Origin of the sequence: Maribacter sp. Asnod2-G09 (assembly GCF_045063795.1) — a bacterium.
Classification (GTDB): domain Bacteria; phylum Bacteroidota; class Bacteroidia; order Flavobacteriales; family Flavobacteriaceae; genus Maribacter.
The window spans coordinates 382,331-400,709 of the sequence record NZ_JBEFOA010000005.1; the positions used below are offsets into that span (position 1 = coordinate 382,331).

At 34.9% G+C, this 18,379-nt stretch carries 10 protein-coding genes and 1 tRNA gene; 6 read left to right on the forward strand and 5 right to left on the reverse strand.

Features of this window, described 5'->3' with window-relative positions; genetic code table 11:
• Positions 1-365: 365 nt before the first annotated feature.
• A tRNA-Leu gene (locus tag ACJJVT_RS13795) sits at positions 366-447 on the reverse strand.
• A gap of 128 nt (positions 448-575) precedes the next feature.
• Between ACJJVT_RS13795 and ACJJVT_RS13800 the strand changes: the two genes are divergently transcribed.
• Positions 576-1,967 (forward strand): dipeptidase, encoded by a 1,392-nt coding sequence (locus ACJJVT_RS13800; RefSeq protein ID WP_405399454.1) that lies wholly within the window; start codon positions 576-578, stop codon positions 1,965-1,967.
• 113 nt (positions 1,968-2,080) lie between these two features.
• Here ACJJVT_RS13800 and ACJJVT_RS13805 read toward each other — a convergent pair whose 3' ends face one another.
• Positions 2,081-2,659: a PhnA domain-containing protein gene (locus ACJJVT_RS13805; protein ID WP_405399455.1), complete on the reverse strand. Its 579-nt coding sequence runs from the start codon at positions 2,657-2,659 to the stop codon at positions 2,081-2,083.
• Positions 2,660-2,873: 214 nt separating this feature from the next.
• On the opposite strand from ACJJVT_RS13805, the gene ACJJVT_RS13810 reads away from it, so the two are divergent.
• The 3 genes from ACJJVT_RS13810 (at position 2,874) to ACJJVT_RS13820 (ending at position 6,927) form a co-directional block, all read left to right on the forward strand.
• On the forward strand, positions 2,874-3,239 hold the full coding sequence (locus ACJJVT_RS13810; RefSeq protein WP_073242260.1) for a BlaI/MecI/CopY family transcriptional regulator: 366 nt from the start codon (positions 2,874-2,876) through the stop codon (positions 3,237-3,239).
• Positions 3,240-3,274: 35 nt separating this feature from the next.
• The gene (locus ACJJVT_RS13815; RefSeq protein ID WP_405399456.1) at positions 3,275-5,707 is read left to right on the forward strand and encodes a M56 family metallopeptidase; all 2,433 of its coding nucleotides are present in this window, start codon (positions 3,275-3,277) and stop codon (positions 5,705-5,707) included.
• Positions 5,708-5,823: 116 nt separating this feature from the next.
• Positions 5,824-6,927, forward strand: a complete 1,104-nt coding sequence (locus ACJJVT_RS13820) for a DUF4407 domain-containing protein (protein WP_405399457.1) — start codon at positions 5,824-5,826, stop codon at positions 6,925-6,927.
• 57 nt (positions 6,928-6,984) lie between these two features.
• On the opposite strand, the gene ACJJVT_RS13825 is transcribed toward ACJJVT_RS13820, so the two are convergent.
• Positions 6,985-7,113 carry a hypothetical protein gene (locus ACJJVT_RS13825; protein WP_405399459.1) on the reverse strand — a complete coding sequence of 43 codons (129 nt, stop codon included), beginning with the start codon at positions 7,111-7,113 and terminating at the stop codon, positions 6,985-6,987.
• 424 nt (positions 7,114-7,537) lie between these two features.
• Here ACJJVT_RS13825 and ACJJVT_RS13830 point away from each other — a divergent pair, with 424 nt between their 5' ends.
• Complete coding sequence (locus ACJJVT_RS13830; protein ID WP_405399461.1) at positions 7,538-12,544, forward strand: translocation/assembly module TamB domain-containing protein; 5,007 nt, start codon at positions 7,538-7,540, stop codon at positions 12,542-12,544.
• Positions 12,534-14,858: a BamA/TamA family outer membrane protein gene (locus ACJJVT_RS13835; protein ID WP_405399462.1), complete on the forward strand. Its 2,325-nt coding sequence runs from the start codon at positions 12,534-12,536 to the stop codon at positions 14,856-14,858. Before ACJJVT_RS13830 ends, ACJJVT_RS13835 begins: the two co-directional genes overlap by 11 nt.
• A gap of 86 nt (positions 14,859-14,944) precedes the next feature.
• Here ACJJVT_RS13835 and ACJJVT_RS13840 read toward each other — a convergent pair whose 3' ends face one another.
• Together ACJJVT_RS13840 and ACJJVT_RS13845 are read right to left on the reverse strand one after the other, a co-directional pair.
• Positions 14,945-15,946: a metal-dependent hydrolase gene (locus ACJJVT_RS13840; protein ID WP_405399464.1), complete on the reverse strand. Its 1,002-nt coding sequence runs from the start codon at positions 15,944-15,946 to the stop codon at positions 14,945-14,947.
• A gap of 68 nt (positions 15,947-16,014) precedes the next feature.
• On the reverse strand, positions 16,015-18,366 hold the full coding sequence (locus ACJJVT_RS13845) for a hypothetical protein (protein WP_405399466.1): 2,352 nt from the start codon (positions 18,364-18,366) through the stop codon (positions 16,015-16,017).
• Positions 18,367-18,379: the final 13 nt, after the last annotated feature.

Consider the following 18,379-nt stretch of genomic DNA (forward strand, 5'->3'; position numbering starts at 1 on the left):
AAGCGAATAGAGCCATTTTTCTTATCGAGTAGTTCGAACAAAAGTACTGTATTAGTTATTGGAGAATTTAGATAGGGGTTAATGATAAAAAATATATTACCACTCTTCTAAAAAATAGAGTAAAAGTCTAGAAATTCAATCAACCCACAGAAATTGCATGTAACGTATCAAGCCTTGTCCATGTATCTATATTTTCAAAATCCATTTCGAAAAATATAACTTTTGAGAACTGCGTTTGATTGATCGTTTCTTTTGGACTCCCTTCAACTGCCCCTAAGATTAACTTCTCATCTCTTCGCAAAATAACATTCATTAAAAATTCTCCATAAAAAAAGCCCCTTGATTTCTCAAGAGGCTTCTCGTTGTACAGGCGGAGAGACTCGAACTCTCACACCGCAAGGCACTAGATCCTAAGTCTAGCGTGTCTACCAATTCCACCACGCCTGCATACTTTCCTAAATCACGATATGTGATTATCGGGGTGCAAATATAACGCAAAAAATCAATTCTCTAAATTTTAGCTATTTAAAAATTACGCTTTTTGTACTTTTATCGAAAGTCACATAAAAAAGTACATGAAAAACGTAAAGAATTATCTATCGGAAAATAAGGACCGATTTTTAAATGAGCTTATCGAACTACTTAAGATTCCGTCTGTTAGCGCAGATTCTGCCTTTTCTCAAGATGTATTAGATACAGCCGAAACGGTTAAAACTCGATTAGAGGAAGCAGGTTGCGATGTTGTTGAAATTCATGAAACCGCAGGTTACCCAATCGTATATGGTGAAAAAATCATAAATACTGATCTACCTACAGTTCTTGTTTATGGTCATTATGACGTTCAACCGGCAGATCCTATTGATCTTTGGCATTCACCACCATTTGAACCTGTTATTAAAAAAACGGAGAAACACCCAGAAGGTGCCATATTCGCTCGTGGAGCTTGCGATGATAAAGGTCAAATGTACATGCATGTAAAAGCATTGGAGCTGATGGTGAAAACCGATCAACTACCATGTAATGTAAAATTCATGATTGAAGGTGAAGAAGAAGTTGGCAGTAATAACCTCGCCATCTACGTCGCGGAAAACAGAGAGAAACTGGCAAACGATGTTATTTTAATATCAGATACAGGTATGATCGCCAATGATGTACCGTCGATAACTACAGGTTTACGCGGACTAAGTTATGTTGAAGTAGAAGTTACAGGACCTAATCGTGATTTGCATTCAGGATTATATGGTGGTGCTGTTGCCAACCCTATCAACATTTTAACTAAAATGATTGCCAGTTTACATGACGAGAACAATCATATTACCATACCTGGTTTTTATGACAAGGTAGAAGAACTTTCTGTTGAAGAACGTGCAGAAATGGCAAAAGCACCTTTTAGTATTGAAAAATACCAAGAGGCTTTGGATATTGAATCAGTTTACGGTGAAAAAGGATATTCTACCAACGAACGTAACTCCATTAGACCTACATTAGATGTTAATGGTATTTGGGGTGGATATACTGGCGAAGGTGCAAAAACGGTTATAGCTAGTAAGGCTTTTGCAAAAATATCTATGCGATTGGTTCCCAATCAAGATTGGAAAGAAATTACCGATTTATTCAAAACACATTTTGAAGCTATAGCACCAAAAGGTGTGAAGGTAGTCGTAAAACCACATCATGGCGGACAAGGGTATGTAACGCCTATTGATACCATTGCATACCAAGCAGCTTCAAAAGCTTATGAAACTACCTTTGGTAAAAAACCTATTCCGCAACGTAGTGGTGGTAGTATTCCAATAGTTTCTTTATTTGAGCAAGAGCTAAAAAGCAAGACCATACTTATGGGCTTTGGATTGGATAGTGATGCCATACACTCCCCTAACGAACATTTCGGCGTGTGGAATTACTTTAAAGGAATTGAAACTATCCCTTATTTCTACGAGTATTTTACAGAAATGAACAAGAAGTAGTTGATTGACAGTTGATAATAAATTAAAAACAAAACGTCTTTGCTAGCAAAGACGTTTTGTTTTATTGTAGAAAGAACATTTGTTGATGATAAATTGATTCCAAGAATCAACAACTATATCTTCTTAACGTACTTGGTAATTATAACCGTCATTGTTGGACCTACTTTACCTTCTATATATTCAGCGTTTTCACGATCTAATGAAATTCTTCTTACCGCAGTACCTTGTTTAGCAACTTGGCTAGACCCTTTTATTTTCAAATCTTTTACCAAAACAACACTATCTCCGTTTTCTAAAATTACGCCGTTTACATCGCGGTGAATAATCTTGTCAGCCTCGGCTAAACCTTCGCCTGTTGCTTTTGCCCAAACTAAAGCCTCTGGCTCTAAGTACATCATATCCAATAAATCTTTAGGCCATCCTTCAGATTTTAATCTAGATAACATTCTCCAAGCAACCACCTTCACAGAATCATACTCGCTCCACATACTATCGTTAAGACAACGCCAGTGGTTTGCATCCATTTGTTCTGGATCTTCAATTTGGGTACGGCATATTTCACATGCCAAAATACTTGAATCTACTCCGCTTATAGAAACCGGTTCAACTTCAAAAACTTCTAAATTAGTTGTTCCCGTACATAACTCGCAAGTAGAACCGCTACGTGCTTCCAAATCTGCTAATACACTCATTATTCATTATTTTTATAATACGAATTTACATCTTTTAAGTGGGTCAATTGGACCTTTCCCCAAAGAATTGGGGTCGGGCTATACATTACAAGTACGCTTTGCTAAAAAGCAAATGCGGGCTTTTCATTACTATCCCTAGGGCAAAACAACTCTACACTTGTAGAATTAAAATATTTGTTCTATATTTGTAGAACATACTCTAAACTTGTAGAAAATGCAACTATCCAAATCGGAAGAAGAATTAATGAATATTCTATGGAAGCAAAAAAAGGCTTTCATGAAAGATTTACTCGATGCCTACCCAGAGCCAAAACCCGCAACAACCACTGTTGCCACTTTATTAAAAAGAATGGCCGACAAAAAATTTATTGACTATAAAAGTTTTGGTAGAAGTAGAGAATACTTTCCGCTGGTAAAAAAGAAAGACTATTTCTCTAAACACGTTAACGGACTCATTAAAAACTTTTTTAATGATAGCGCTAGTCAGTTCGCATCGTTTTTTACGCAAGAAACCAACTTAAGCAAAGCGGAGTTAGAAGAATTGAAAAAGCTAATAGACGTAGAAATCGAAAAAAAGTAATCATGCTAATCTATCTTTTAAAATCCGCCGCATGTATGAGCATATTTCTGCTCTTCTATAAACTTCTATTAGAGAAAGAAAGCATGCACCATTTTAAAAGATACTTTCTATTAACCGCCGTCATCGCTTCTTTTATAATACCTCAAATAGCTTTTACGGAATATGTTGACATAGAACCCACCACTGCAGTTACTCAATTTATCACCATAAATGAACCCCAAGAAATACAACCAGTAATTCAAGTTGTTGAGAAATCGACAATGAATTGGTCTTTAATACTATGGACTATCTACGGATTAGGAGCTACAGGATTCGGATTTCGCTTTATGTATAATCTATTTAAAATCTGGAAACGTATTCGTAACAACCCGAAAACAAAACAGAGAGCTATCTATAGAATACTATTAAAAGAACAACTGCCACCACATACTTTTTTACGGTACATTTTTCTGAACAAGCAAAAATTTGAAACTAAAAGCATACCTAATTCTGTGCTACTACATGAAGAAACCCATGCTATACAAAGACATAGTTTAGATGTACTTTTTCTTGAAGTATTGCAAGTGGTATTCTGGTTCAATCCGTTAATCTATGTATTCAAAAAAACAATTAAATTAAATCATGAATTTTTAGCAGATAGTGCTGTACTTAATGGTCAAGAAGACCATTTAAACTATCAAAACACATTACTGTCGTACTTATCAAACGACAGCTTTAACACCCATCAATCAGTTGGTATCGCAAATGCCATAAATTATTCATCAATCAAAAAACGATTCATCATCATGAAAAAACAAACATCAAAAAAGAGTATCCTGTTAAGAAGCTTATTGCTACTGCCAGTATTGGCTTTAATGCTCTACGGATTTAGTCAAAAAAATGTGGTATCGCAAAACACGATTAAAGACATTAATATAGAAATCACAAAAACTGGAGGTTTATTAGTGAACAATGAGCCAGTAGCTTTAGAAAACCTTTCGACAGAAGTAGTAAGAATCAATCAAAATTTAGGTCCATATATTACTAAAAACTATCTGACAGCTCATATTCTTTATGACGAAAATCAGTATAAATTAATTGAGGAAGTTGAGTCACAATTAAAGACAATCGGAATTTCTAACATTGAACATTTTAGTAAAAGAACTACAAATATTTTTGGCAAAAACGGATTTAAACCAAGTGAGTATCATGGCAAAACGGTTGATGAAGCACAAAGTATTAGAAGGAACAATGTTTTTAATGAGCTTAATACCGATGTCTATCATGAACCATTACTAGAAATAGTGTGGATAGAAGTAAAGAATGAAAACCAAATTTGGTTCAATGACCAACAAGTTCAATTGTCACAGTTAAATGAAAAGATAAAGTCAGAATTTCCATTGGCGGTTAAGAACAACAAATTATCAGCGCAAATTTATTCTACAGAGAATATCAATTCAGAATTCATAGAAATTGTTACAAAAGAATTGAGAAAGCTAAACACAAATAGTATTACTGTTTTTTCTAACAGCTATACAATACCTGAAGATGAATACAAAGAACATATCGAAATCAAACCTAATACTGTTATTTTAAATACTAATAATATCGTTTTACAATCAAATAAAATCTCGGATTACAATTCCTTAGCCAAAAAATACAACGCTATACCCATTGAAAAAAGGAGCATCCCACAGAGTGATTTAAAAATATTAGAATCTACTTATAAAAAAATGACTGCTGAAGAAAGAAAAGCTGCCCAACCTTTCCCTGAATGTCTTCCTAAAGAAAATCAAGATGGTGCAACAAAAGCACAATTGGCTGAATACAACGAAGTAGCTAATAAATACAACACCATGCTATCTGAAGGCGGTAACATTCGCATCCTAAAATCTGATGTTGATCAACTAACATATATCTACGGATTAATGTCTGCTAAACAAAAAGAGAATGCAGCCCCATTCCCTGATTTCCCAGAGCCACCACCTGCTCCAATGGCACCTAAAGTGGCAAAAGGAGAAAAAAGTAACATTCCGCCTCCACCAGCTACAAAAGAACCAGAAACACTTATAGAGTCAACCTTAAAATTCCCTGCACCGCCCCGCTCACCCCATGCGCCAAAGACATTAAACACGACTAATTATGCCAGTAACCAATTAAAAGAAATAATTAAAAATCAGGATCCTTATGACCACATAACGCTTGATACTAAAACTATAAATGGTATACCATCAACAACACATACTCAATACACGTTAGTAAAACCTTCAAGTGCGGGCGCACCCTCACCTCCTACGCCACCTTCACCATTAGATTATGCAATTGATATGGCAAAAAAAGGAGCGACATTCTTCTACGAAGGCAAAGAAATCTCTTCTGATAGCGCCATTGAATTATTAAAGAAAAACAAGGAATTAAATATGGAATCTCGCACAAAAAACGGAAAGGCAGAAGTAAGAATTACCAAAGAACCTGTAACAATAGAATAAGTAATACGTCAAACATATGTTAAAGCCCTCTTTACGAGGGCTTTTTCAGTACCAAAAGTGAAAAAGTTACGTTCACCCAGTATAAATCATCATCAATCAAAAAACGAATTTTCATCATGATTCAAAACTTCTTCATTCTCTGCTCAGGGGCAGATTCCGAACTTTTAAAAACATGCTCTAAAGGGGAGCAAAACAAATATGCCGGCATAGGCGCTACAGTTTTCTTTACCGCTGTCATGGCATTTATTGCTAGTAGCTACGCATTATTCACGGTTTTTGACAACGTGTACGCTGCAATATTTTTCGGCTTTATTTGGGGTTTGCTCATATTCAATCTAGACAGATTTATAGTTGCTACCATTAAAAAGAGAAACAATTTTGGGCAAGAGTTTTTACAGGCTACTCCGCGTATTATTCTTGCGGTTATTATTGCCATTGTGATTTCAAAACCTTTGGAGATGAAAATTTTCGAGAAAGAAATTAATCAGGTGTTATTGGAGCAAAAGAATGAACTGACCTTAGCCAACAAAGACCAACTTGCGCTGCAATACACTCCGAAAGTAGAACAATTAAATAATGACATTGCTGCATTAAAAAATGAAGTTTCAATAAAGGAAACAGAGACGAATGCACTGTATGATATTTACATCAATGAAGCAGAAGGTACTGCTGGCACAAAACTGCTCGGAAAAGGTCCGGTTTATGCTGAAAAACGAGATAAACATGATGCTGCACTTGCGGAACTACAAGCGCTAAAAATTACAAATAATGAAAAAGTATCGGCGATAGAATCTCAAATTGCCGTACTAGATACTGAATATGCCGAAGTGGTTAAAAGTTCGCAACCAATAATAGACGGTTTCGACGGATTAATGGCAAGAATTACTGCCTTAGGCGAACTGCCATGGCTACCATCGTTCTTTATATTTCTGTTGTTTTTAGCTATAGAGACTTCACCAATTATAGCAAAGCTACTTGCACCCAAAGGGGAATATGATATTAAATTAGAAGAGGAAGAAAGTGTACTTTCTACTTGGGTAGAGCAAAAATTGGCGCAACGAAAACTAATCGCTTCAACTGATGGTGAAATCAATCAGAAAATATATGAAGACCTAAAAGGAGAAGAAGAACTTTACGGCTATAAAAAGAAAAAGGCAGAAGAACTACTACGATTGCAAGCCGATAGTTTTCATAGAATTCAGACCAAAGGTTTAAAATAAAAAAGACCAATATTTCTATTGGTCTTTGGTGATTTGGGGGAACTACCTGAACAACTATTATTTTGCCATAGCTTCGAGTATCAATTCTGAATGTGTAATACTAAAATTGTCGATTTCAAAAATTTCATCTTGGTTCGCTGATTCAAAATAACCTAAACATATTTTAAAATTTGAAACAGTTTTCATAAGATTCAGTTTAATTGATATTGTTTGCTAATCATTAATTACACTACAAAGGTATTTCGTTAAGGCCGTTCAAATTTCCTGTAACTGACTAAGAGAGAATATGTGTAGACCAAATGACAATATGTATAGACGAGCTGTTTTAACACTTTAAGCTCTAGGCAGTAGAATCAAAAAATACATTTACATTATGCGGTATATCGATAATCTTCGTAGCAAATAAGCTAAATTTATATATTGGTAGTCTTAACTTTGCATACTAATGGCATCACTTAAAGAATCCAAGAAAAAGAAAAGAAGGTTTTACAACCTCGTTATCATAATAGTATTGTTAATTATAATTGCTACAGGTTTTATGGCACAACTAGAATGGTAACATTACAGTTGAAAATTGAATGTTAGAATTCAATCCTATAGTGTTTACCATATGACCAACACAAATTCAAAATTTAAAAAATATTTAAAGCTCCTCGGTAAAATTATCCTTGGTGTGTTATTGCTATTTTTTATTTTGGTTTTGGTAGTTCGAACTCCCTGGGCTCAAAACTTCATTGTAACTAAAGTCACTAATTATATAGCAGACAAAACGAATACTAAGGTAGCAGTTGGCAAATTATATCTTACATTCTCAGGCGACATTCAAGTAGAACATGTATTTCTAGAAGATAAAAAGGGTGATACTTTATTCTATTCAAAATCCCTTCAAGCAGATATTCCTATTTACCCCATTGTTTTTAAAAATTCATTATCGATAGATGATGTAACCGCTAACGGTGTGGTTGCCAATATCATTAGGGACGATAATCCCGATGAATTTAATTTCACTTTTCTAATTGATGCATTAACGACGCCAACAGATAGTACAGCACCTGCTTCAGAAGCAATGAATATTGATGTAGGTAATTTAGACTTGACCGATTGGAAGCTAAAGTATAACGATGCTTATTTAGGAACGGACATAGACCTCATACTTGGTAACCTGTTCTTAGATGTTTCTGAATTTGATTTGGAAAAAATGAAGTTTTCTTTGGATGAATTAAATCTAAACAATACCCAATTCACCTATAATCAAACACACCCATTTCCGGTTACAGAAGATACTACAAGTACTGCGCTACCATATATAAAGGTAGAAGATTTTAAAGTTGAAAATGTAGCTGTCAACTACAACAGCCAGCCAGATGGCTTACAAACTCAATTAAAATTAGGCATTATTGAACTAACAGATATACTCGCTGATGTTTCTAAAAACAGATACGAAACAGATGACCTTTTATTTCAAGATTCGCATTTAGCTATTCAAATAAAAAGTGAAGAAGTTGTACAAGACCACACAACCGAGAATTCAGCTTTTGAATGGCCAGAATTTATCATTGCAGCGAACGATATTAACATTGCGAAAAACACATTTAGTTACTCTTTAAATGGCAATGTTAGTAATTCAGATACTTTCAACCCGAATGCATTTAAAATTCAAAACTTTGAACTGTTAGCTAAAAATATAACATATCAACCAGAAAAATTCAATGCCAATGTTTCTAAGTTTTCTTTTTCAGAACCGAGTGGTATTCGATTAAATCAATTGACTTTTAAGGCAGGTTTATCAGATACCAAAGCATCTCTTCAGAATCTTGTTTTTCAATTGAACCAGAGCTCAGCGAATGCTAACTTAGCTATTCAATATAACTCCTTAAAAGGAGCGATAAAAAATCCTGAAAAAACGAACTTATCAGCAGAGATATCTAATCTTAATTTAGAGTTAGAAGATGTATTAAAGTTACTCCCAGAACTTGCGAAAAATCAGTATTTAGATTCCTTGTCCGCTCAATCTATTACCGGCAATCTAAAGGCTATCGGTAGCCTAGAAAAAGTCAATGATTTCAATACAAATCTACAATGGGGAGAAGACACAAAACTGACTACAAAAGGTAGTATCAGCAATCTTACCAATATAGATTCGCTAACCTACAATTTGAACAATATTAGTTTTAATAGCACCAAATCGGCTATTAATAAAATAATATCGTCAAAAGAATTAGGAATTTCCATCCCAGAAACTATACTCGCAGCGGGAAATTTATCTGGAGGTACAACGTGGGTAAAGCCTGATATTAATATTAAAATACCAGAAGGATCTGCAACGATAAATGCTCTTGTAAATTTTGATGACACCATGAAGTTCAATGGTCAAATTTCTGTTGATAGTATGCAATTAGGAAAGCTTTTACAAAATGACCAACTGGGTAAATTATCACTTAAAATTAAAGGCAAAGGTGCGGGTTCTGAACTAAGCAATTTCGATAGTACTATTGATGGTACAATTACCCAATTTCAATATGATGGATATAATTATAATGACATAGTAATTACCGGGAATCTAAAGGACGGAAATGGTACCATTACCGCTAATATCGACGACCCAAATTTGAATATGAACGTAAATTCAACCATGTCACTTTCATCACAAGAAAACGATATTATTTTCACTTCAAATATTATTGGAGCAGATTTACAAGAACTAGGTCTCACAAAAAACAATATTAAAATTGCAGCAAATATTAAAGGGAATTATACCGGCACACCTTCTAATTTTACCATAAATACAACTATTGAAGACGGCATCACCATTGCCGATAATGAACAGTATCAAGTTTCAACAATTGCTTTAAAAGCACATATAGAAGACTCGATTACAGATGTATCGGTTAAAAGTAATTTTCTAAATGGGCAATTGACATCTAACGCATCGCCTAATCGTATTACAAATGCTCTTAAAAAACAGTTAGAACAGTATTTCTCTACAGACGATACTGCGTATGAAGCTGAAGATGATATCGATGCAAAACTGGCACTCGCCATAATACCTACTCCCGTTTTATCTAAGGTATTTTTCAACGGTATAGAAGATTTAGATTCCTTAAACATAGACGCTAGCTTCAACTCTAAAAAACGAAAAATAGCTGCCGAGGTAAAAGTGCCACACATTGCATATGCGGGCAGTTCTGTCGATAGCTTAAATGCTTTTATAAAAGGAGATTCGGTAGACCTTAAATTCTCTGCAGGTCTGGCAGATTTAATTTATGAGCCCATCCATCTAAAACAAACCTATTTAGAAGGTACTCTTAAAAACAAAGAACTGTTACTTGACTTCAATTCTAAAAATGACTCTGTACCCGTAATGCATATAGCATCGGGCTTAGTATTTCAAAAAGACACTTTAAAACTTCATATTAGTCCGAAAGACCTCATATTTAACACAAAAAAATGGGATATTCCTGAAGATAATAGCATAACCATAGCCGAATCATTTTCAGACTTTGAGAATGTTGTTTTAAGTAGAAATTCTCAAAAGATGGAAATTTCTAATAAGATTCCGAAAATGGAATCGGACCATATCGGTATTCTGTTCGAGAATTTTCAATTACAAACATTCCTCAGCTTTTTCAATCCTGATGAAGCATTGGCAAAAGGTAAAGTCGAGGGTAATTTCGTAATACTTAATCCGTATGCTGCTTCTGGCTTAGTGGCAGATATAGATATTAAAGATTTTCAGGTCATGGAGAATCCGTTAGGTACATTAACCTTAGACGCATCTTCTAGATCATTATCTGAATATGACTTTGATATGGCATTGAAAGATGGCGGTGCAAATCTTACCTTAACGGGAGACTATGCCGCGAAAGAAAACACTGCCGATTTAAATATGGAGCTCGATATTCAAAAATTGGAAGCCAGCGTTATTCAAGGTCTTTCAAATGAACAATTAACTAATGCTAAGGGGTATTTAGATGGCAGTCTTCTTCTGAAAGGCACACTTGCCGAACCAAAATATTCGGGTAGAATAAATTTCAATGATTTTAGCTTAACCTTAGCAGCATACAAATCTACTTTTGCCATTGACAACCAGTATATAGATATTGATCAAGATGAAATAACCTTCGACTCTTTCGCTATTAATGATATCAACCAGGGCACATTAACTATTGATGGTACTATTACTACGAATAGTTTTACAAATCCTGATTTTAATTTTTCGGTTAAAACTGATCAATTTAGAGTATTAGATTCTAAAAAAGGTGATGACGAACTTGTTTATGGTATTGCCAGTATTCAAGCTGATTTAAGCGTAAAAGGAAATTTAGAACTACCTGTCATAGATGGTAAATTGCGTGTGCGAGATGTTACCGACCTAACTTACATTGTACCTCAAAACGAGTTAGATATTCAAGAACGAGACGGCGTGGTTATTTTCGTAAACAGAGAAAATCCTGATGCCATACTTACCCGGAATGATGGTGAACAATCTAATTCATTTTTTGCAGGAATGGATATCAATTCCATTTTAGAAATAGGAAATGATGCAAAATTCACCATTGTTCTTGACGAAAAAACTGATGACAAACTACAGGCATCTGGCGCTGCAACGCTGAATTTAAATATAGATCCAAATCAAGATATTCGATTATCGGGTAGGTTAGAATTAGACTCTGGCTTCTACAGAACAAGCTTGTATAATTTGGTGAGTCGTGAATTTAAAATACAAAAAGGCAGTAGTATTGTTTGGAGCGGCGACCCGTTCGATGCAAAAATGGATGTTACCGCAATTTATGAAATAGAAACCTCGGCATCATCATTAATGTCTTCTATAAGTTACGGTACAGATAGTAGCGTATCTGGAACATACCAACAAGCAACGGACTTTCTTGTGTACTTAAATATTGATGGGCAATTGATGCTACCAGAAATATCATTTGCGCTAGATATGCCAGAGAGCGAGCAAGGTAATTTTGGCGGTGCAGTTTATAGTCGTATTCAACAATTAAACGAACAAGAGTCTGAATTGAATAAACAAGTATTTTCATTATTGGCTTTAAATCGATTTTACCCGACTACGGGAAGTGATGGTAGTAGCGGCGGAGTAGTTTCTATGGCTAGAAATAATGTAAATAAAGTACTCTCAAATGAACTTACCTCTATTTCTAATAAATTATTGGGAAAAACAGGTTTTGAGCTTGGTTTCGACCTAGACAGCTTCGATGATTATGAAAGCGGAAGTGCCCAAAGTAGAACACAACTAAATATCAACGCGAGCAAAAAACTCTTTAATGACCGTTTGATTGTCACCGCGGGAAGTGCCGTAGATGTAGAAGGTAGTGCCTCGACAAGCGAAACTGAAACCCCTTTGATTGGTAATGTAACTTTAGAGTATCTGCTAAGCGAAGAAGGTACTTATAGACTTAAAGGCTTTAGAAGGCAAGAATATCAAAATATAATAGACGGGCAGTTGATAATAACGGGAGTAGCCTTTATTTTTAACCGCGAGTTCAACAAATTCAGTCAGTTATTTAGTCCGCTAGAAAAAGAGAAAACAGAAAAGAAGCCTTCAAAAAAGAACGAAAAGAATAAAGAAGAACAGGAGCGCATTGAAAAATAAGAATTTTACATATCGAACATTATTCTGCTTAGCATTTCTGCTTGTGTACTCATGCGGTATAGAAAAATATATACCTGAAGGGGAGCAATTATATACTGGTGCCGAGTTAGAATTAAAGACAGCCAGTGAGCTCAAAGACAGTAAAGAAGTAAATACCGAATTACTTAGCCTTATTGAGCCAAACCCTAATACCAAGTTTTTAGGAATGAAACCTGCCCTGTTTTTTCATTATAAGGCGCAACGAGAAAAACCAGGCTTTCTGTATAAATTCTTGAACAAATCTTTTGGAGAAGAACCTGTTTATTTTTCAGATGTAAATCCTGAAAGGATAGAAGAATTGATATTGAACAGACTAGATAATAACGGTTTTTTCTACAGTCGATCAACATCAGAAACCGTTGTTGACGGCAATTTTGCATCTGTAAACTACACGGCTACATTACCAGAACCTTATGTTTTAGAAAACTACACATTAGAGTCTGACTCGTTACCGATTTACAAAGAAATTGAAAAAATGTTACCAGAAACAGCTCTAGTAAAAGGTGACCGATTTGATTTAGATTTATTGAAAGCAGAAAGAGCAAGATTAAATAACGGCCTCAAACAAAAAGGGTTTTATAACAGTCAAGAAGATTTATTAATTTTTGAAGCAGATACCAACCAATATAAGAATAGAAAATTCGATCTTTTTCTTAGACTAAAAAAAGATGTTCCTGCTCGTGCCTCTATCCCTTACACTATCGATTCTATTACCGTGTACCCTAATTATTCTATTGAAGGCGATACTTTGCCCTTGACCGAAGAAAACGTAACACAGATTGACAGTATCGATTTCATTCAGAACGAATTGTATTTCAAACCCGAATTGTTAGAGTCGTACTTATTATTCAATGAAGGTGATTTATATGATGCCAACACATCAAAACAAACAAGCAGCAGATTATCTGCTTTAGGCAGCTATAAGTATGTAAACATACAATACACCGAACTAGACACCACTGCAATTGACGGTAACGGTGGTTCTTTGGCTGCAAGCATCTATTTAGCCCCTTTGACCAAACGATCCATAAGAGCCGAACTACAAGCAGTTTCAAAATCTAATGGATACACCGGGCCAGGTATTTTATTGAGTCATACCAATAGAAATGTTTTCAATGGTGGTGAAACATTCAGCGTTTCTGCTGATTTCTCTTATGAGATGCAGCTGTCTAATAGCAGCAACACCAACTTAACCAGTATAGCAGGTGGAATAAGTGCAGACTTAATTATACCTAGATCCATACCTTTTTCGCCAAGTAGATTTAAATACGCAGTGCCAAAAACCAAAATATCGCTCGGGGTAGATTTTCTGCAGCGTAGTGATCTGTTTACATTAAGTTCTGTAAATGCCACCTTTGGTTATACCTGGAAAGAAAATAAATATGTATACCATACACTAGACCCTATTAGTATCAACTATTCGAAATTATCTAGTGTAACAGATGAGTTTCAGACTATTCTTGATGATAATGAATATTTAAGCCAAAGTTTCGAACAGCGTTTTATCGCTGGTCTGTTATATAGCTTTACTTATGACGAGGTATCTGACCTTGACAAAGAGACTCCGATCTATTTTACTACAAATTTTGATGTTGCTGGTAATATGTTAAGTCTTGCAAGCGGTGGCTCAAATACTATTTTTGGTTCTGAATATGCACAATATGCAAAAGTAGACGCCGATTTACGATTATATCTAAGATGGGAAAAAGAGCGTACTTTAGTATCTCGTTTATATGCCGGTTGGGGTGTACCTTATGGTAACAGTTCTACCTTACCTTTTGTTAAGCAATTTTATTCAGGAGGTCCATATAGTATTCGCGCCTTTGACATTCGATCTTTAGGACCTGGTAATTTTTATCCTAACTCAGATGATGACACTACAGATTACTACGACCAATCTGGTAATTTAAAACTAGAAGCTAATGTGGAATATCGTTTTCCGTTATTCTCTTATTTAAAAGGTGCCTTTTTTGTTGATGCGGGTAATGTTTGGCTAACGGGAGATTACTCTGAACTTCTAGATGACGAATCTATTAGCACTTCGTCTGAATCACTATTTACAGATGGTAAATTTGAGAAAGATTGGCTAAGTGAAGTAGCAGCGGGTGTAGGTTTTGGTGTTCGATTAGATATTCAAAGTTTTGTAATTCGTTTAGATTTGGCTTCTCCATTACGTATACCATACTTGGACAAAAACGAACGTTGGAATGTGCCATTCTTCGGAAATGCAGATAACAACATGACGCTAAACTTTGCTATCGGTTATCCATTTTAATAAACTAAGCTAACGTTGTTTAGCTACTTAGATTACACTTTAATGAAATTTGAATGTTGGTTGAGCGCAGTCGAAACCTTCATTCATTAATTACCCCACATTCGTTGCCACAGAGCAGCCATTAACCGTTTTGCATCTCTTTTAAACTTCGGTCTTTCTTCTACAATTAAATCATCACCATCTGGCACTAATTTATAACTGAATGCAAATTGACTTTCATTTTCATTTAAACTAATGAGTCCGAATCTTAGGTCGTTAAAATACAGTTGCCCATCTTTTTTGTTAATGGTATACCAGCCTTCGGTTATTTTTATCAATCGTATTATTTTATCATTATCTGCCCATTTACATAGCAAGTCATGATTTTTAGGATATGATATAAATGAAATTGGTTGACTATCAAAAAAAGAATAATCTGCCATTAAATAAGCGTCTTTAGTATCCACATTTGCCATCCACAGCACCGTATTCAAAGGCGCAGGGCGCGTATTCATTTCAGTATACAAAATACCTTGCTTATCAAGAGACTTTTCAAATTTCTGAAAAGCGATTCCTTTTAGGACCAAGGTCAACAGTAAATAAGCACTACTAATGACTAGACCCAATTCCACATATTTTCTACGTTTCATAGAAGTTCTATTTTGAAACATAGCCAGTATCAAGAAGATAATAAACGGAACCGTGTACAAAGGGTCTATCACAAAAACACTTTGAAACGCCAATCTTGTTTTAAAGGGCCAAAATAATTGTGTACCCCACGTAGTAAATGCATCTAATAATGGGTGCGTAAAAAGTCCCCAGAACATTAACCACGACCACTCTTTCCAAGTAGCTGATTCTTTCTTATTAATCTTCCAAACCAACCACCCGAATACGGGAGCGAAGAGTACAGAAAAGAAAATGGAGTGACTAAAACCTCTATGCCATTCCGTAGCTGTAACCGTATCAAGAAAATAACGTGTTATGACATCTAAATCGGGTATAGTACCAGCAATAGCCCCATAAAGCATTGCCTTATTGCCTACTTTCTTACCAAGAACCGCTTCGCCAACGGCTGCACCAAGTACAATTTGTGTTAATGAATCCATATGCCCATCCCCCTAGCCCCCAAAGGGGGAATTAATAAATGTTGTTATATTATTTTAATAAATTAAAATCAATCAATTACTAGATTTTGTTCAGCAGAAATCAAACTACCATCAGCTCCCATACCTTCAATATAAAAATTGATATTATTCTGTAATGTGTTTAGAATTTTAAAAGTAGCGATACCATTTTCATCAGTCTTTAATTCAGGAACCCAATGTATGGTTCCAAAATTTTCAAATTCATTAGAAAGATATGAAGTGTATTTAGGGGTATAAAATTTCTTAACAGGTTCAAATCCTTCCTTTAATATGTACTTAAAAACATTTTCATCTTTACCATACTGATCATTGTAATCTCTTGGTAACCTTCTGGTGTAAATACGAATTACACCACCAGCGCCTCTTGCTCCCTCACCTGCCCCTGTTTTATCAATTAAAAAACTTTCTACATCTTTTGTAGGCATTCGATATAAAATATCGAGAGTCGTCAATCTTACATTATCTAAATAAATAACAGGAACTGGCAGCGCGTTACCTGAGAGAAAAGATTGTACTGTTCTTGCTCTAATGATAAGGCGATCTGTACTACCAAAACTTAACTCTTCTCTTACGTAATACCCTCTTGATGCTATAATCTCAGTTATTAACGGAAAACTAAACTCTATATCTTCAGTAACTTCGGTCATCTTACCTCTTAAGTACTTAGGAATAAATACATTGCTTTCTACCGTTGCTTTTATCTTATCTTCAACAACAGTAACCTCATTTAGACTTATGGTATTATCAGTAGAAATTAAATCTGGCGCATTGACTTTGTTAGAGCTGTCGTCATTTTCAAATTCTGCTTTTTCTTTCCAAATAGTATCCATTGCATCGGGGCTTGCCCCTAACTTCATATTCAAACCAATATTTGGTTTAGCCAATTTTCCATTCTTAACAATGAGCGTAAAATCTAAGCCCTCACCCTTTATTGGAAAATTCTTCTGTATCAAAAATCTATTGTCTAAAATGTCTAAATACCTACTTCTACCATCTGGAAAACTAACTAAGAGTTTATCTTCAGATGTAACCCCTTTACTGTAAATGGTCCCTTCTAAATCTATTCCGTTTTCAAATTCATAAAATTGACCTGGAGGTCCTTTAAAAATATCGTTCCAATCATATTTAGACCAACCTTGGGTCATTAACAATAAGTCTAATTCATTCTCTTTTTTCTCGGTAACATCTCTAAAATAATATCTAGGGTTTTCAATGAATCCTCTTACATAAGGTTTTAAATAGAATGCGCTATAAATAGAATTTTGATTATTGTTCGAAATTGTTTTTTCTGGCAAAACAGATACACTTAAGTTTTGCATCCCTTTACTGGCATCAAGAAGTTTCACTTGAATACTCAACGAATCTTCTTCAGTAGATAACTTACTAACTTCTAATTGCGAATCTAAAAGGTCTGAATGATTAAATATTAATCGCTCTGCTATCGGCTTACCATCTGGATTAAACAGCGTTAAAATATTCATACCTTTATTAAGTACTTCTTTATTTAAAACCTTCGATACAAATAGTTTGTTCTTGGGGATAGTAATGGGTATTCTATTTGCATGACCATCTTTATGGATCAACAAATAAAACTGTTGTTCTTTAATTACCGCTTTTGTCGCTGCATTGGTAGTTAAGCTAATAATGAAACGTTCATCATCAACGTTCTTTACACTAAAAGAAATACCTATTGCCGAAGGTTTTTGTATGGTGGTTGTTTGCACACTACCATCGCTAAATTCGATTTTAGCAACATAAGTCGTACCCGCTTTCGGATTAAAATTGAATTTGCCTAAACCAAAAATTGAAGTGTAGAATCTTGCTACCTGAGTATTATCAGTATCAAATACAGACCCCTCTACGATTCTTACGCCATAACCGTTAATATCTGTTACTTTCACACCCATCACCCCAGGCGCATCTTCAACTAAATTACCGCCTTCTGGTAGAAATTGAATATCATATTCTTTTACAGATTTAGCCTTTTCAATTGACTTCTCATTTAAAATGGTGATTTTCTGAACAAAGGAATCATCTTCTTTAAAATTCTTCATCCAATTTGTGCTTGTACGAAGATAGTATTCACCACTTGCAAGCATTGAATCTACAGCGATATTCCCTTTAAAATAACCATCTCTAGCTTTAAAATGATAGTCATTAAATTTCTTACCATCAACATTATACAACCCCACATGAACCGTAGTAGTTTGACTAAATGGTTTACTATTATGCCTATTATACACATAGCCCTTTAACCATACTTCTTCATTGGCTATATAAGTTGTTTTATTAGTATGAAGAAATACAGACTCTCGTGGTAATTCAAAATATTTTAAGAATTTATCCTTAACGAAATTGTCGCCAATTTCAGTTTGAGCCAAAAGAATATTAGAA

Excerpts from the sequence above, each read along its gene's own strand:
- ACJJVT_RS13815 (WP_405399456.1), top strand. The coding sequence starts at position 3,275 with ATGAGCATATTTCTGCTCTTCTATAAACTTCTATTAGAGAAAGAAAGC.
- ACJJVT_RS13840 (WP_405399464.1), bottom strand. The coding sequence starts at position 15,946 with ATGGATTCATTAACACAAATTGTACTTGGTGCAGCCGTTGGCGAAGCG.
- ACJJVT_RS13810 (WP_073242260.1), top strand. The coding sequence starts at position 2,874 with ATGCAACTATCCAAATCGGAAGAAGAATTAATGAATATTCTATGGAAG.
- ACJJVT_RS13805 (WP_405399455.1), bottom strand. The coding sequence starts at position 2,659 with ATGAGTGTATTAGCAGATTTGGAAGCACGTAGCGGTTCTACTTGCGAG.
- ACJJVT_RS13800 (WP_405399454.1), top strand. The coding sequence starts at position 576 with ATGAAAAACGTAAAGAATTATCTATCGGAAAATAAGGACCGATTTTTA.
- ACJJVT_RS13820 (WP_405399457.1), top strand. The coding sequence starts at position 5,824 with ATGATTCAAAACTTCTTCATTCTCTGCTCAGGGGCAGATTCCGAACTT.
- ACJJVT_RS13830 (WP_405399461.1), top strand. The coding sequence starts at position 7,538 with ATGACCAACACAAATTCAAAATTTAAAAAATATTTAAAGCTCCTCGGT.
- ACJJVT_RS13825 (WP_405399459.1), bottom strand. The coding sequence starts at position 7,113 with ATGAAAACTGTTTCAAATTTTAAAATATGTTTAGGTTATTTTGAATCA.